This window comes from Agrobacterium sp. ST15.16.055 (genome assembly GCF_027956555.1).
GTDB lineage: Bacteria > Pseudomonadota > Alphaproteobacteria > Rhizobiales > Rhizobiaceae > Agrobacterium > Agrobacterium salinitolerans.
Genome location: NZ_JAQKGN010000015.1, coordinates 93,868 through 110,225, shown reverse-complemented (window position 1 = coordinate 110,225; position 16,358 = coordinate 93,868). Strand labels below are relative to the sequence as shown.

Here is a 16,358-nt window from a genome sequence, read left to right as displayed (position 1 = left end):
GGGATGGATTTGATTGGAATGGAATTCAGATTTGAGTGGCGATCGATCATAATAACAATATCATGATATTGTTATTATGATCGATCGCCACTCAAATCTGAATTCCATTCCAATCAAATCCATCCCGCTCATATAGTTTCCGCGCATAACAATTCTCCATTCAAATCAGAAAATTCAACATAAAACTCATATATTTGCGCGTAGTTGGCCCGTAATCCGCAAATTGCAGGTCAGTAAAATCGGTTTTGCCCGCGGATTCTCATCCGCCCTCAGTCAAAAATACACAATCCATCAACGCATATATTTTATATGTTTTTCGTAGGTTGTTATATAAATATATGTTTACGGAAGCCGCCCAGATCGCAAATGGCCTGCCCTCTTCATATCAACCATCGAATCAACACTCTCCTTCTGGTTGCGTAAATACTGCTTCTTGAGCTTCCGATTTCGAAGCCTTGCCCTGGCATAAAGAGATCGTGCCAGCCTTCTCCTCATCAGGGCAGTATCTGCACGAGTAGCAAGGACGTACATTTCATAGAGACCCATTTGAACACACCTTTCCTATCACGCGACGCAGTTGCGACCGTGTTGTGAGCTTCATCTCTTTTTCCATCAGCCTTTCAGCTCAATGGGCATTGCAACGGGGCACTGAAAATTGCCACCTGTGGAAAATAAAGACACTTATCAGTGCCCCGCTTCAGCGGTTTATGCCTGCAAAGCCAATCCTCAGCCAACCACCTTCAGAAAAATAGAAAGGTCCACCACAAACCCCATCCATCTCTCGTCCGGTCAGCGTCAGAGACCTTTTCCTACCACACACCGAAATATGAGAGTGACGTCTCTCTCACAACGGGTGCCGGTTCCGCAAGAACCGAATATCGGTTTATCGCGGAACGAGAGCAGTATAAGTCAGGTCACAAGGCCGGGGATACACGGGGAAATAAAAATGCTATACAAACAGCGCCTGAGAGATTTTGCATCTCCCTCTCGGCAATAGCGCATCAAACTTGCAGGAAAAATGAATAACGGCCGTCCGCAGGGGTGACGTCCGTGGACGTCGTCCATTTTTTTAAGTTAATGTTTCTAAAGCTAGATCGACGCGAGCCTCTTACAGGCTTATGAATAAAATGAAATTTACAGGGTCGTCCAATGCTCGCTTCAATCTACTTCACGAATTTCAAATCTTGGGCGAAAGCTGATTTGGTTTGCAGTCGTATCACCGGTATTTTTGGGACTAACTCATCTGGAAAATCCAGCCTCATTCAGTTCTTGCTGTTAATGAAGCAGACAAAAGATGCGACTGACAGAGCAGCATCTTTGGAACTGAACGGCGACCTTGTGCAACTTGGCACGATAAAGGACGCCATCCACCAACATGATGAAACGCTGTCGATAGATTTCAGCTTGTCCTTTAAGCTGGAGCATTCCCTTTCATTGAGCGATCCAAGCAGTAAAAAGAGCGCCGTAATTGCGGAAGGAAATGTTCTCTCGATCTCTTCGACGTTGGACGTTCAAAACAAGGCACCCACTGCCACAAAACTTTCGTACACTTTGGACCATTTAACTTTTGAATTGGCTCCAAAAGTGCCGGGTGGCAGTCAGTTCGAACTGAAAGCTAAGGGAACGTCCGAAGCCAAGACTGATTTCAGATTCCTCCGCACCCCCGGCAGAGTTTGGCAGTTACCCGGGCCGGTTAAATCCTACGGCTTCCCAGATCAGGCTCGCACCTATTTTCAGAACGCGGGCTTTCTGGCTGACCTAGAAGCCGAATACGAGATCGAGTTAGATCATCTGTTCTACCTCGGCCCACTTCGCGACCCGCCAAAACGAGATTATCTATGGGCACGTTCGCGACCCTCTGATGTCGGCCAAAAAGGCGAGAGGGCGATTGAAGCAATCCTAGCCGCCACGGAATCTGGCGAAACACGAAACCTCAAATACAAATCCCGACAGCGACCATTTCAGGAAATGATCGCGTATTGGCTTCGCGAAATGGGACTAATTGAGAGTTTCAGAGTTGCTGAAATCGTGGAAGGATCAAACAGATGGCAAGCTAGGGTTAAGACCAGTGCCGGCGCGAGTGAAGTGCTTCTCACAGATGTCGGCTTTGGCATCTCCCAGGTACTGCCGGTCATCACCTTACTCCAATATGTGCCTGAAGGTTCAACTGTAATTTTGGAGCAACCCGAAATCCATTTACATCCCTTGGCACAATCAGGCTTGGCCGACCTCATAATTCAAGCTGCAACTCATCGCAATGTGCAGGTTATCTTAGAAAGCCATTCCGAACATTTGTTGTTGCGCCTTCAGCGCCGCATCGCAGAGGAGGCCATTAAGCCAGATGACGTAAAACTTTACTTCTGCGATGCCCCAAAGGGAACTTCGTTACTCATGCCTCTCGAAGTTGACCTTTACGGCAACATCCGAAATTGGCCCGATAAATTCATGGGAGATGCGTTTAACGAAGTCGCCGCTGCAGAACTGAAGAGGATCGAACGAAGAAGGCAGGACAGCAAGTAATGGAAGTCATCATCGATACGAATGTCGCGATGGTGGCAAATCACCAAAACGATGATGTTCAACAAACATGCCAAGACGCGTGCACTTTTTTTCTGACCGATGTAAAAAATAACCACATCGTTCTCATGGACAGCGGTGATGAAATTCGAAGCGAATACGCAGGCGCTCTTCAACAAAGTCGCCCCTATCAGTTGGGAGCGCAGTTTCTTATTCACCTCTACCAAAATCAATGGAACCCTAAAAGAGTTCGTATTGTCGATCTGGCGAAAACGCCAGCCGGAGAATTTGCAGATTTCCCTACCGCAACCGACCTAGCGAATTTCGATCCTTCCGACCGAAAATTTGCGGCAATGTCTCGAAACACCGGTGTCGCTGTAACAAACGCAATCGACAGTGATTGGGCTGATAGCCTTGTTGCACTGAATGCAAATGGAATTGCTGTCAATTTTCTATGCGGTTGCGACAAATCAAGTTGGCTCCATGACAATGACAGTTAGCGAGGTGCTGCCGCGTTTTGCTACGATATTCACAGCGAAAATTAGCAAACCGGACTGGTAACCAGCAGCCCAGAACAAGCGCTATCTATTTTTTATTTTGTAATATTTTCGCCGTGCCTCTTCCTGTGACCGGCACTGTTTCCGGCCTTCGTCCAAGCCTAACAACGGTGAACAAGGTCGCCGAAGAGGCCGCTCCCCACCCTGACGCCGTTCACCCACACTACACGTTCTAGCCGGATTGGATAATGCCTCTAGCATCGAGCGCCGTGAGATCTTCTCTCAAGCGTACGGCCATATCCATCCGCTCGTGCAGAATACTCATCACACCCAGGTCGCCGCTATCAAGCTTTCGGAAAAACAGGTAATGATACTGATACCGGCTGAAATAAGCCTCTCTCTTGAGGTCACCGGGGACAGCAAGTCTTTGGGGCAGACGCCGCCAAAGCAGATGGTTGTCGCAAAGGCGCTGCAAATGCGCATGCAAGCCACGTATATAGGTCTCAGCCTGATCTTCACCCCAAGCATCAACGGTGTCGCGCCAGATTTTATCCTGTGCGGCATCGGCAGGCGCATAAAAGCGATAAGCTGCCATAACTAGCGACGCTTATTTCGGCCGATTACATCATCAGCAGAGACGGCTATAAACTCGCTATCATCCGCGCGCATGGCGGGAGCCAGTTCCTTTTGCAGGGCGTCCCATGCCTCGTCGCGGGTTTGCAGGTCGTGCCGGATAAGCGCTCGAATATATTCGCTCGCATTCTCATAAAGACCGTCATCACCAATCTGCTGCTGGATGTGGTCTTGCAACGCGCCGCTGACTTTGACGTGAATGCTACCTGACGGCATGGCCTTTTCCTCTCATATCCTCAACTATGGGAAGTGTAGCATATATTGTCAATATTCATCATAATGTTCCAGCAACTCGTGCCCACGTAGCCTGCGATAAGTCCATGAGCGCCACGGTTGTCTCTCTATTTCCGTCTCCGAGCCGGCCCTTCTGGTGTGAGATATTTCCAAGAGAGACGGCTTCATGGAGTAATCGGACCGAAAGGGGTAGCATCGGGCGCATTCAGCATAAGGAGCGCAAAGGGGAGCCGTTGTTTTTCGCCGCCCCACAGCGTCTAGTCACAAGGCACTTCGTCCTCGATCTTGTCCCTGAGTTGTATAGTGACCAGCATGCGACCTACGCCAACCGCCCTACCATTCGCTGGCTGCGGTATTTTTCTGGATCTTATAACCCATAAGGGCGTCATCTGGGTTTCAGCTACCAAATGGATAGTACAACGCTAACTTCGGAGTACTGGCCACTCCGTATCATGAGTCCACTAGTCCTTACGACCAGCTTGCCGCTTGTCTTCACGTCGCCAAGAATGCTCCATCAAGACCGGACATTGGGCGGGAGAAAAAAGCGTGAGGATGATCTTCCTGAACAGATACGGTTTCCCCGACCAGTCGGCAACAAGCCGGATGATATCGTCGCTCGCCGTTTCAATGGCGCAGCGCGGAGTGACTGTGACTGTTGTTGCAAGTCGCGAAATACACAATCATCCCGGCAGCGTCTTGCCCGCGGCCGAAACGGTTCGGGGTGTACAGATCCGACGGCTCGCAAGCGGTCGCTTCGGCCGGCACAGCCTCATGCGCCGGAGCATTGATTATTTTCTTTTTCAGGTGCTGGCATTCGCCTGGCTTCTGCGCAACGTTCGGGCGACGGACACGGTCGTTGTCTGCACCGATCCGCCGCTCCTCTCCGTCATGAGCAGCATCGCGATCCGCCTCAAGGGCGCCCTCATGGTGAACTGGATCATGGATCTTTTTCCTGAGACCGCAATCGAGCTTGGATTTTTCAGGAAACGTGCACGGTGGCTTGCGCCATGGCTGACGCAGGCGCGCAACTGGTCTCTGCGATCCCCCGGCATGGTCGTCTGCCCTACCGAAAAGATGGCAGAATTCCTCTTCACGCAAGGCCTTGCAAAGGATCGAGTCAGCGTCCTGCATCACTGGTCGGATGGCGAGGAAATCTATCCTGTCGCGCGCGCCGACAACAGCCTGCGAAAAGCGTGGGGCCTGCAGGATGTGTTTGTCGTGGGCTATTCAGGAAACTTCGGGCGGGCGCATGAGTTCGGCACTATCCTGGCAGCGGCGAAACGTCTCGAACACCGGCAGGATATCCGGTTCCTTCTCATTGGCGGTGGACACCAGCACGCGGCTGTGAAGACTGTAGTCCAGGATCTCGGCCTTCAGAACGTCATCTTCAAGCCGCTGCAGCCCGTGGAGAACCTTGCTGAAAGCTTGAGCGTTGCGGATGTGCATCTGGTCTCGCTGCTGCCGGAACTGGAACACTGCATCATTCCAAGCAAATTCTATGGCATCCTGGCGGCCGGGAGGCCGACGATCTTCGTCGGCGACCCTGATGGAGAGGTGCCGCGTGTTCTCAGAGCCAAGGGATGCGGCAGCAGCCTCGAAATCGGAGAGATCGATAAGCTCTCCGGCATCATCGAAAAGCTCTGCGACGATCCGGATACCACGACAGCAATGGGGGATGCGGCACGGCGGCTGCTTTGTGCCGACTATTCCCGAGAAAAGGCGGCAGATGCCTGGGCAGTGCTGATCGCCGGGCTGCAGACTGTCGAGCCTTCCAGGCCCCCTATCGCTCAAGGTATCCCGTCATGAAAGACAAAGTCGTCGTCAGCCAACTCGGCGCCCGCATGCATTATGCCGTGCCGAGGATATTCGCATCCGCCGGCCGCCTTGCGCATTTTTACACCGACATTTGCGCCACGAAAGGCTGGCCCCGGATCGTCAATTCGTTTCCGGCAACCCTTTATCCCGCACCTGTCAAACGGCTGGCCGGCCGGCTTCCCAAAGGCGTGCCGACGGCGCTGACGACGGTGTTTTCCAGCTTCGGCCTCCGTTCCGTCCTGCGCCACATGCGCACCAAAGACATTGTCGAGGAAACCTCTCACGCGATCTGGGCCGGGTCGATTTTCTCCGAAATGGTGGCCCGGCGCGGCTTCCATGGCGCAGCCGGGCTCTACGCCTTCAGCGGCGACGCACTCGAACAGATGCGGGCCGCAAAGCAGCAGGGGCTGTGGACCGCAGTCGAGCAGATGATTGCGCCGCGCGATGTCGTTGAAGCGCTTCTGGATCAGGAAATGAAGCGGTTTCCCGCATGGGCAGGTCCTGTGCAGGAAAACCCACATGCGCGTCTGTTCGCCGAACGGGAAAAAGCCGAGTGGCGTCTGGCGGATGTCATCGTCTGCCCGTCGGAATTTGTCCGCAAGCACGTCGTTGCATGCGGCGGGCCGAAAGAGCGGTGTGTCGTCGTACCCTACGGTGTCAATGCCGCGGCTGCCATCGACCGGCCAGCACGCATGCCGGGACCAATCAGGGTTCTGACGGTGGGCGAAGTCGGGCTGCGCAAGGGTTCGCCCTATGTCGTGGAAGCTGCCAGATTGATGGAGGGCGCCGCCCGCTTCCGGATGGCTGGCCGCGTTCGCATACCCGATGACGTCAAGCAGCAGATTTCACAATGGGTCGAGCTGAGAGGGATCGTTCCGCGCTCGCAGATCGTCGAGGAATTTAGATGGGCGGATGTCTTCCTGCTGCCGTCGCTCTGCGAAGGCTCCGCGACCGCCGTCTATGAAGCCCTGGCAGCGGGCCTGCCGGTTATAACGACCGAGAACACCGGCAGCGTCGTTCGCGATGGCATCGAAGGTTTCATCGTTCCCGTCTGCGATCCGGAAGCTATCGCGACCGCGGTGCGTGCGCTTGCCGACAATCCCGAACTCAGGCGGACCATGTCTGCCAATGCGCTCCTGCGCGCGGCCGAACATACCGTGGAATCCTATGGCGAGCGGCTTCTTGCCGCCCTGTCCGGGCCGCATCTGTCGGGGTCCGCGGGACTTTGCCAGACGGTTGAAGCACGATACCTGGGGAACAACGAGATATGAAGATCATCCATGTCATCGCTTCGATTGATCCCAAGCATGGCGGCTTGCAGGCCGTTGCCATGCGCCTTGCCGCTGCACAGGCCGGCCTCGGCCTCGATGTGAATATCGTCAGCTACGGCGACGCCGCGATTGAGGCGCAGGTCAAGGAAATCGGTCGTAGCATTCCGCATTTCGAAAACATCCATTGGCATCTCTTGGAGCCGGCCGGGAGGCTGGAAACACTGTTCTGCTTCAGGGGCCGGCGCATGCTGAAAGCCTTGCTGAAGGATGCCTCCTTCATGCATATTCACGGCGTGTGGGAGCCCTTTCTGCTCTATGCGTCCAAGCTCGCCCGCGCTGCCGGTGTACCCTACTGCATCTGCCCGGCAGGCATGCTGGACCACTGGAGTCTCGGCCAGCGATCATGGAAAAAGAAGATCGCGCTGATGCTGTGCTATCGCAAGATGCTGAACGAGGCTGCGTTCCTGCACCTGTTGAACGTCGATGAAATGGCAGCTGTCGAGCCGCTGAATTTCCAGGCTCGAAATCTCATCATACCGAACGGTGTTTTTGCCGAGGAATTCGATCCCCTGCCCACTCGGGGACATTTCAGGCAGAAAATCGCCCTGGCGCACGGCAGGCGTTACATCCTGTTCCTGTCACGCCTGCACATCAAAAAGGGTATCGACATTCTTGCCTCGGCCTTTGCGGCTATCTCTGACACCTATGTCGACGTTGATCTCGTCGTCGCAGGTCCACCCGGTGGCGCAGAGGGCCACTTTATGCACCTCGTCAAAAAACTGAACATCCGGCACCGCGTCTTTATGGTCGGGGCCATTTACGGCGAAACAAAGCTCGAAGCCATGGTCGATGCCGACTGCTTCTGCCTGCCAAGCCGACAGGAGGGATTCAGCATGGCGATAACAGAAGCGCTCGCCTGCGGCACACCTGTGGTGATCACCGACCAGTGTCACTTTCCCGAAGTCGGTTCTGCCGATGCAGGACTTATCGTCTCGGTTGACGCGGCCGAGATTGCGAAGGCGTTGGCAAGCGTGCTCGGCAACCCGGCCAGGGCGAGAACGATGGGCGAAAATGGCCGCCGGCTTGTACTGGAGAGATTCACCTGGCCGGCCATTGCCCATGCCACGCTCGAAGGTTATCGGCTGAGCGCGTTGGAGGCCGCCGCTTCCTGACGGCGGGAGCCAACCGCCCTTGCCGGATTGCCGACATAAATCGTCCACGGCTCCAGTGACTTCGCGGTGACGGCGCGCGCGCCGAGTACAGCCCCCCTGCCGACGACGACACCGGGCCCGACGAAGGCTTCCGCAGCCACCCAGGCATCCTCCTCGATCACCACCGGCCGCGTCACCAGGGGAAACGCGCTGTCCTGAACGTCATGCGACCCGGTGCACAGATGCGCACGTTGCGAGACCGAGGCATATTGGCCGATTGTGATCATGTCGACGTTGTAGCAGATCACCCCAGGCCCGAGAGATGAATGACGCTCCATGACGAGGTGCCCCGGCCACCACACAATCGCGCTGGAATACACCATTGCCGTGGCGTGCAGGCGCGCGCCAAAACTGCGCAGGAGAAAATTGCGCCAGCGGCGCATCGGCGGGGGCGTCCAGGAGGCAAGAAGCCGCCATACGATCATCCAGGCCAGCCGTTTCAACCGCAAATTCAGTGCAAAGGTCGGACCTCCGAAACGCGGCAGGGGCGTCTTTGCATGCTGGAAGGCAGGATCGTCGTATCGTGAGCGCATGGCCTATCCTCCAGCTTGAGACGTCAAGGATGGTATCTCGTATCGCCGCTGCCGCACGCGGGCGGGTATCACGGCAAATGCCAGCGCCGGCGCTGCAAACATCAGCATATGCACCCAGACCATGAGAACCCAGTCGGTCTGATGCGAGATGGCATGCATGGACGGTATGATAGATAACAGATAGGTGAATTGCGCAGCGAACTCGCCCGTGTTTGCGGTCACCCAGATCCGCCGCACCAGATAGGCGAGCAGGAAAAACTTGAACGCTCCCAGATACCAGAAGGATCCGAACGCATCCGCCATTCCGGTCTCCGTCGTGCCGAGGACAGGATTGTAGTCGCGCGATTGAACCGGCACCGGCAGCATGAAGGATTGCTTGACCTCTACGCCCACGAGTTGCGCGGGCACGAAGTTGAACACCAGCCTGTTCCAGTGGAACTTGCCGTAATCGAATTGCAGCGTGTTTGCCGTGTTGTCGATCCGCATGATCGCGTTGCGCATCTCGTCGCCGCCATCCCGGAACACTTTCTCAAGATTGCCGACGAAATCTATCTTCTTGATGTCATCCCAGACCGGCGCGTCGTTGGCCTTAGTGATGGCGCGGTAGTCACCCATGCTGTTCATCGACAATGTGCCGAGGAAAAGCGCAATGATCACGAAGATACGCGGGATCGTCCATCCCTTGTAAAACCACCATGCCAGCGCGAACATCATGATGAGTTCCACCGCTTCGGCACGCTTTCCCGTTATCACGATGCGATCCAGGTAAAAGACGAGGTCGAACGCAAGGACGATGAGCGCCAGCCAGGAAAACCGCCGTGCAAGACAGAGCACCGCAATCGCCAGACCGTAGCTCAAAAGCCGCGAAAAGAAGATATACATGACCGGAACTCCGGTCATCTGCACCGCAATGGTCAACTCTCCCGGCAGCCGGCTGAGCTTGAAATAGAAGTAGGCACCGGCGACCGAGAGAACGGCTGCGACGATCAGCAGACGTGTTTCATCGAAATCGATACGGAAGAATGCAAAGGGTTTCGCCGTTCTGCTCCATCCCCACCAGCACATGAAAAGGCACAGCATCATGAACAGCGCGGCTCTGGCAAACGCGCCTTCCGGCAGGAATCTTTCCGACGCCAGTCCGGGAACCTGCGGCAAGATGAAACTGAAGGTGATGACGCCCGTCAGAAACGGGAACTCGTAAATTCGCTCCCGACGCATCATTCCCCAACAGATGAGCAGGATAACCCCACCGAAGAGGCAAAAAACCAGAAGCGTGTTCATGAAGCGAGCCCCGCCTGAACCGGAGGCAAATCCCGCACGAAACTGCTTCTGAGGTCGTAGAAAAGCGCTTTGGCGTATTCCTTGAACACCTGCACCCCGTCGCCGTTGATGGCAAGTCGCCACAGCGACACGGTTCGTTGCGCAGGAAGTGAAATCCACTGGATTTGTGGCATCACAAACCGGAAGCGTTTTACTGCGCGCCGTGAATGAAACCAGCTCGTGACCAGAATGGCGCTTTTTGCCCCCATTCCAGTCAGTATAGGCTGTGCGAATGTCGCGTTTTCCCAGGTGCTGAGCGAAAGACATTCCGTTGAGACGGCTGCGGAATCCACCCCCAACCGCACCAGCGTGTCACGGATGAAGTCGCAATCCCCATAACCAGTCACCAGGACGCGCGGCGCCTTTCCCTCGTGCCATAGTTTTGCGGCCCGGGCAGCTCGAGGAGGACCGTCGCCGCCCAGAACAACGATGACGTCGGCTTGCGCAGGCGGGTCCTCCACGACAAGAAGCGACCCCGCTGAAACGAGGGCAAGTCCGTAGAGCCCGACTGCACTCAGCATCATCAAGCCCAGTAAAATCGCGTTCCGTTTCAATGGCGGAGCGTTTCTGATGTTCTGGGAAATGCGCGAAGGCGAAAGCCGTCCTCTCGAAACCGGTGTCGAGGGAATTCGCGGTCCGGGCCACGGCGCTTTCATGATGGGGCTACTCTTCATTCGCCGATTGAATGGCTCTTGGCTCCGGCGCGGCGCTGGCGGCGACCGGTAGACGCACCACCTCGCGGTAGAGATCGAAATTACCCCTGTGAAGCAAGGTTTTCGAGAGGTAGCCCGTCGCGGTAAGGACGAACGCGGTGTGAAGGGCAATCGGCACGAGAAGGCCGGCGGCCATTATTTCCGCCGGAATACCGGCTTTTATCCCTGCAAAACCGATGCCGCCGCAAATGAAGGAAATCACGACCAGCGTGTTCGTTGCAGCCGCCGGCGTGAAACCATAGTCCAGCAGCAGATGATGAAAATGCCAGCGATCGGCCGACATCGGACTGCGACCGTGCATGATACGACGGACAATCAGGCTAAGCGTATCGGTGATCGGCAGGATCACGATCCAGAGCAATGCCGGAAAGGATACGGCAGCGCTTGTGGTCGCCAGCAGGACGATCACATAGGCAATCGTCGCCCCCAGTGCGGTACTGCCAGCATCGCCGAGGAATATGCTCGCCCTTGCACGCCATGGACCGCGCATGTTGAAGACCAGAAAAGCGCAGAGGCATACGCAGAGTGCCTGAAGCGGCGCGATGATGTCGCCGACACCTGCGAAGATCGCCACGATCATCAGCCAGATCAACGCGACACCCGCTGTGCCACCTGCAAGCCCGTCGACACCATCAAGCATGTTCCACGAATTCACCAGCCCGGTCACGAAGAGAACTCCGATGACGAAAAACAGCGGCAGGAACAGATCCGAATGCTGCGTGAACAGCACGCCGATGGAGAGAGAGCCGATATCGGCGCCGCCTACGAGAGCGATCGCCATTGCCAGTTGCATGACAAGGCGTCCTGCTGCGGGTAGCGGCCGGCGATCATCGACGACGCCCATCAACAGGATGACCGCCAGTCCGAGCCAGAAGTTCATGCCGAGAGCCTCGCTCCACCCACCAACAAGGGCGGAAACAGCGAAAGCGGTAAAGATTGCAATGCCACCGCAAAGCGGAACCGCCCCAGTGTGACGTTTGCGGATGGAATCGGGGCGATCCACAAGCTGATACGCAATGGTCAGGTGCCTGAGAACGACGATGAAGGATACGCACAGGATGAAAGTAGCGATGGTGTTGAAGAGTATCCCCGACATGTCTGATCCCCACGCTGAAGCTTGGCGGCGCATCTGCAACGATATTTGCCTTCTGACGATCCTAAAAAACACCGGCCCTGAGGGGTATGCGGGCAAAAGGCGTGTGAAATCCACCAAAGGGAGAGGGTGTCGAAATTAACGTCTACCCTCCCTACCCACAAACCGGATCGACCATCGAAAGAGCTAGAGCGGTTCATTGTTAAATGGAAACGGTTCTGCCGGAGCAGGTTTTCGTCAGGGCAAAGGCGATTGGCGAAGGGCATACCCCCAGGGACTTTCGAGCCGATCGCCTTTGATCCTGGCGGAAAGATGCCCGGCCCTTCGGGTTGGCTGAAACGGGCCGCCTGATCGTCCGGCCGACTCCGTTTGAGCCAACACAACCGTTTCCATTTAACAATCAGCCGCTCTAGGTTTGAGACCTTGTCGACAAGCGGCCACAAATGGACGACCCGGCAACGAGCGGCATCTTGCGAGTGATCATTCCTGTGCGGAGAGAACGGCGATCCAGTCCTGAAAACCGAAAGCATTCGCCGATGCCGGCACCGTCACGTTGCGAAGACCGCTGCGGCCAAGACGCTCGCTCGGTTCGATGTAGATTCCATTCGAGGGATCATACCAGCGAAGGGTTTTCTCGCCTGCCGCCAAACTGTCGAGATCGATCGCAACGGAAGGAGCGTCGAGATAGATCACCGCGAAAGACCCATCCCTGTCGCGCGCCGCAAATGCGCCCGCATCGCTTTTCAGCAGACTTCCCTGATCGGGCACCAGCTTCCACCATGTCAGTTGTCTGAAAAGCGCGGCCAGATGGGTAATGCTTTGAGCACCACGGCTTTTCAGCGAACCTTGCCAGCTGTCCTTCGCGTCATAAAGCCCGGCGGCGGAAAAATGCCAGACCGGATTGTTGCCGAAGAGCTGGCCGCTCGCTCCTGAAAGCAGTGCACTATAGGCAATAAGACGAACCTGACGCTCCTGCACATCGTTCTCGCCTTCATAGGCGCTTTCAATGAGGAAAAAAGGGCGTCTCGGTCCAGAGCGGTACCGATTGAGCACCGCCGTCGCGACATTGCTGTAAGTATAAATTGAATCGATATCGAGCCAGGAAGCGTCCCGCCAAAAATCGCTCGTCACGGTATCGGGATTGCCATGCACGGTCTGCAATGCCGAAGGATCAGTTTCAGCGATCCCCATTGCAACAGCCATGACCAGATTGCGATCGGGCGGATCGTAATCCCCGCCCTGCACCCAGATGATATTGGTGTATTTCGCAAAACGCTGCCCGACGTAACGTCCATAAGCCCGCAGCTTTTCAGGCCCGGCCGCGACCATTTCCTGATACCATCCTTCGGGGCCACCGCGTGCGCCGCTATAGGCCGGACAGAGAAGCACCAGCAGGTTGCGACTTGCGGCTGCCTTTATGACGGCTTCTGCCCTGTCGAAATAGGCCTCGTTCGGTTGCTCGAAGGCATCGCCTGCGAAAGGTTTCTCGTCGTAGAAGTTCGCTGGCGCCTTGCGGGAGAACTGATGCTCGATCAACGATACAAGCACGGTGTTGAAGCCCTGCCGCTTTCGCGTTTCCAGATAAAATTCCGCATCGGGAATAGAGGTATCGCCAATAAGCGACCAAGCACTGTCCCCGACAATCAGGAACGGCAGACCCTTGCTGTCTTCAAGATAACGCCCGTCCTGCGACGTCTGAAGCGGAAAAACGGTATCCTGTGCGTTGCCGGTCGAAAACATGCATAACCAGAGAAAGAAAACACTGCACAGATGTCCAAGTCGCCGCTGATCGCCGATCATTGCTTCAGAGCCGTTCACGAACGACGCGAAGCCAGTTTTTCAAGGGCAACGGCAGATAGGTTCTAAGACCCGGCCTCAAACCGGCGGGAATAGACCAGTCTTCCATCTTGAGCACCGTAGACAGGCCAGGACGGTCGTTCAGTGTCAGGGTAATGACTTCGTTATAGCGTGCGGCCATCCGTTCGATGCTGAAGCGGTTCAGGACCATCTCCTTTCCCGCAATCGACATGCGCTCGAGAAGATCGCGATCGGCATGCAAGCGCGCGATCGCATTCGCCGCTGCCGTATAATTGCCAATCGGGAACAGGAAGCCGTTTCGGCCCGGCTCGACAATCGTATCCGTCACACCCCGGATGTGAGAGACGACCGGGACGCATCCGCCGGCCATTGCCTCGATCATGGTCATGCCAAGCCCCTCGAAGCGGGACGGCATGATGAGAACATCGTGGCTGGCCATGATGACCGGTATGTCTGAAAGCTGAACGGATCCCGCGTAACTGACGCGATCGCCATGGCCGTCTAGCCTTCGCCTGAGCTTGCCCATATCCGGCCCATCTCCGACGATCGTCAAGCGCACAGCCTCGGGCGAGGCATCCAGTATTTCCCGCAGCCACATAACGCCTTTCGAGGCATCTTCAATGCGGCCGACGAAGAGAGCCTTGAGTTCCGGCCTCCGGTTGAACCGCCGAACCGCCTGGCTGCGGAACGCGTCGCTATCCACCGCATTCGGTATGGCGTAGGTGCGATCTTTGGAAAAGCCGTTGCGCGCAACCAGATCGGCACGGCACCGCTCCGATACGCCGATGGTGACATGGGCGTAGTCCCGCACCGAGCGCGCCGCTGCATATGTTCCAGGCGAGATATTATGGACGACGAGAATACGCAGGATACCTTCTGGCAGATAGCGCGCGATATTCGTCTGCAACTGATCGCCAAGAACGTTGACGATGACACCGTCGAACCCGCCGTCTTCGATGGCTGCCGCCATTCGCTCTGCACATTCGCGTTCGCTGAGATTGACGGGCATGCGCAGCAGTTGCCCGAAATCCTTTTCACCCTGGAGGTCGAGAGGCAGCCCGTATGTTTCCTTGCACACGCCGAGCCATCGCACGTCTGTGCCATAGGCGGCGAGGCCTTTGCGAAGATGTTTGAAGACGGAATAGGTGCCGCCGATATGGGGGAGAACAAAATAGGCAAGCTTCATGGGACACTCTCGCTCTTGCACCCACAATCCTGCCGCAACGGATCGACGACGGATAGTTCGAGTGGCTGCTAACGCGACATACTAAAAAGCCACGGGATGACAGTCAGTTGCATCTTAGGCTTAGCCGTATCTTCCTTTGAGCGGTTTGCGTCAGTCAGACTATTCGTTTGACGTAAGACGCAACCCGAAGGTCGAGGTGGGGCGGTACTGCTCCAGCAGATATCAATGCCATATCGAGCGTGTCGGCGCCGGGCTGCGATTGGAAAATAAATGAGGATCACTCTCCTTGGACAATTTGGCTCTGGTAATTCGGGCAATGACGGATCGCTTGAAGCCATGCTCATTTACCTGCGCAGGATGAGGCCCGATGCCGATCTGTTGTGTCTCTGTGCAAGTCCGACAGTCGTCAGTACGAAGTTCAATATTCGCGCTATGGGCGTTGGCGGTCCTCCCCTGAAAAACGCGTGGATGAGGCAACTGGACAGGCTGCTCGGCAAGGTGCCCTCACGGCTGAGGTTATTGGTCAGCTCCCTCTTCAGTTTCGACAAGGCTGACCTGATGATCATACCGGGGACCGGGATCCTGGATGATTTTCAGGAAAAGTGGTTCGGTTGGCCCTTTGTCGTGTTTTGCTGGTGTCTCGTTGCACGCCTTCGCAACACACGGATCGCCTTCGTCAGCATTGGCGCCGGTCCGATGAAAAGCCGTCTCAGCCGCTGGTTCCTGCGCTCGGCCGCACAGATGGCCTCCTATCGATCCTATCGGGACGATTTCTCGCTCAACTACATGAAAATGATCGGTGTCGACGTGTCGCGAGACCACCGCTACCCCGATATAGCCTTTGATCTTCCTGTTCCTGTGCCCCACCGGCAGAGCCCCGCCAGCGGCCCAATGAGAATAGGCGTCGGCGTCATGGACTATCGCGGCTGGCGTCACAACGATCCCGAGGCCGCCAGAATTTACAAGACCTACATCCATAAGCTCGCACAGCTCGTGAGCTGGTTGATCGGTGAAGGCCATAACATTATCCTTTTGATGGGGGATGTTACCGACAGGGTCGCCTGCGCGGATCTGATGTTTCTGCTGAACGACATGCTCTCCGAGGACGAGCTGGCCCATATCGACATCAGCTCGGCCGCAACGCTGCGCGATATCATGCAGCAGATGGCAGCGATCGACCTTGCCGTGGTGTCGAGATATCATGGATTGGTCTGCTCGCTGAAACTTGGAAACCCGACAATATCAATAGGTTATGCTCGCAAGTTCAGCGATCTGATGAACGATTTCGACCAGGAAAAATTTTCCCGGCACATCGATACGTTCGAAGTCGAGGAAGTTATCGAGCTGGTGAAGGAGATAGTCGCCGGAGGCGGGGCGGTGAGGCAGCGGATCGCCCACGCCAATGACCGCTTCAAGCGCCAGCTTTCCGAGCAGGAGGCGCTACTTGGCCGGGAATTTCTCTCAACTGATGCCGTCGCAACGCCGCAAAGCGTTACCCTTTAGACACGCAGTCATGC

The 16,358-nt window shown here is 55.9% G+C and carries 14 protein-coding genes; 6 read left to right on the top strand and 8 right to left on the bottom strand.

Annotated features, from left to right (window positions below; genetic code table 11):
* Positions 1-1,149 precede the first annotated feature (1,149 nt).
* Together PL599_RS19055 and PL599_RS19050 are read left to right on the top strand one after the other, a co-directional pair.
* Entirely contained in the window at positions 1,150-2,520 is a 1,371-nt protein-coding gene (locus PL599_RS19055; protein ID WP_271359635.1) for a DUF3696 domain-containing protein, read from the top strand.
* The gene (locus PL599_RS19050; protein WP_271359633.1) at positions 2,520-3,017 is read left to right on the top strand and encodes a hypothetical protein; all 498 of its coding nucleotides are present in this window, start codon (positions 2,520-2,522) and stop codon (positions 3,015-3,017) included. The genes PL599_RS19055 and PL599_RS19050 overlap by 1 nt, the downstream gene beginning before the upstream one ends.
* A 229-nt stretch (positions 3,018-3,246) precedes the next feature.
* Here PL599_RS19050 and PL599_RS19045 read toward each other — a convergent pair whose 3' ends face one another.
* Positions 3,247-3,609, bottom strand: a complete 363-nt coding sequence (locus tag PL599_RS19045; protein WP_271359631.1) for a type II toxin-antitoxin system RelE/ParE family toxin — start codon at positions 3,607-3,609, stop codon at positions 3,247-3,249.
* 2 nt (positions 3,610-3,611) lie between these two features.
* Positions 3,612-3,863, bottom strand: a complete 252-nt coding sequence (locus tag PL599_RS19040) for a ribbon-helix-helix domain-containing protein (protein WP_271359629.1) — start codon at positions 3,861-3,863, stop codon at positions 3,612-3,614.
* Between the two features lie 570 nt (positions 3,864-4,433).
* On the opposite strand from PL599_RS19040, the gene PL599_RS19035 reads away from it, so the two are divergent.
* The 3 genes from PL599_RS19035 to PL599_RS19025 are packed head-to-tail and all read left to right on the top strand — an operon-like array spanning position 4,434 to position 8,139.
* Complete coding sequence (locus PL599_RS19035) at positions 4,434-5,687, top strand: glycosyltransferase family 4 protein (RefSeq protein ID WP_271359640.1); 1,254 nt, start codon at positions 4,434-4,436, stop codon at positions 5,685-5,687.
* A complete protein-coding gene (locus tag PL599_RS19030; protein WP_271359627.1) occupies positions 5,684-6,967 on the top strand; it encodes a glycosyltransferase family 4 protein in 1,284 nt (427 codons plus the stop codon). Before PL599_RS19035 ends, PL599_RS19030 begins: the two co-directional genes overlap by 4 nt.
* Positions 6,964-8,139, top strand: a complete 1,176-nt coding sequence (locus tag PL599_RS19025) for a glycosyltransferase (RefSeq protein WP_271359625.1) — start codon at positions 6,964-6,966, stop codon at positions 8,137-8,139. Before PL599_RS19030 ends, PL599_RS19025 begins: the two co-directional genes overlap by 4 nt.
* Here PL599_RS19025 and PL599_RS19020 read toward each other — a convergent pair.
* The 6 genes from PL599_RS19020 to PL599_RS18995 all read right to left on the bottom strand — a co-directional run bounded on the left by PL599_RS19020 (position 8,103) and on the right by PL599_RS18995 (position 14,841).
* Complete coding sequence (locus tag PL599_RS19020) at positions 8,103-8,711, bottom strand: putative colanic acid biosynthesis acetyltransferase (RefSeq protein WP_271359623.1); 609 nt, start codon at positions 8,709-8,711, stop codon at positions 8,103-8,105. The two genes, PL599_RS19025 and PL599_RS19020, sit on opposite strands and share 37 nt — an antisense overlap.
* 3 nt (positions 8,712-8,714) lie before the next feature.
* Positions 8,715-9,992, bottom strand: a complete 1,278-nt coding sequence (locus PL599_RS19015) for a hypothetical protein (protein ID WP_271359621.1) — start codon at positions 9,990-9,992, stop codon at positions 8,715-8,717.
* Complete coding sequence (locus PL599_RS19010) at positions 9,989-10,552, bottom strand: YdcF family protein (protein WP_271359620.1); 564 nt, start codon at positions 10,550-10,552, stop codon at positions 9,989-9,991. The genes PL599_RS19015 and PL599_RS19010 overlap by 4 nt, the downstream gene beginning before the upstream one ends.
* A 142-nt stretch (positions 10,553-10,694) precedes the next feature.
* Positions 10,695-11,840 carry an MraY family glycosyltransferase gene (locus tag PL599_RS19005; RefSeq protein ID WP_269825027.1) on the bottom strand — a complete coding sequence of 382 codons (1,146 nt, stop codon included), beginning with the start codon at positions 11,838-11,840 and terminating at the stop codon, positions 10,695-10,697.
* A 477-nt stretch (positions 11,841-12,317) separates the two neighbouring features.
* Positions 12,318-13,577, bottom strand: coding sequence for an apiosidase-like domain-containing protein (locus tag PL599_RS19000; protein WP_269825026.1), 1,260 nt, complete (start codon positions 13,575-13,577; stop codon positions 12,318-12,320).
* Between the two features lie 64 nt (positions 13,578-13,641).
* Positions 13,642-14,841 (bottom strand): glycosyltransferase family 4 protein, encoded by a 1,200-nt coding sequence (locus PL599_RS18995; RefSeq protein WP_269825025.1) that lies wholly within the window; start codon positions 14,839-14,841, stop codon positions 13,642-13,644.
* 270 nt (positions 14,842-15,111) lie between these two features.
* On the opposite strand from PL599_RS18995, the gene PL599_RS18990 reads away from it, so the two are divergent.
* Complete coding sequence (locus tag PL599_RS18990; RefSeq protein ID WP_269825024.1) at positions 15,112-16,344, top strand: polysaccharide pyruvyl transferase family protein; 1,233 nt, start codon at positions 15,112-15,114, stop codon at positions 16,342-16,344.
* Positions 16,345-16,358: the final 14 nt, after the last annotated feature.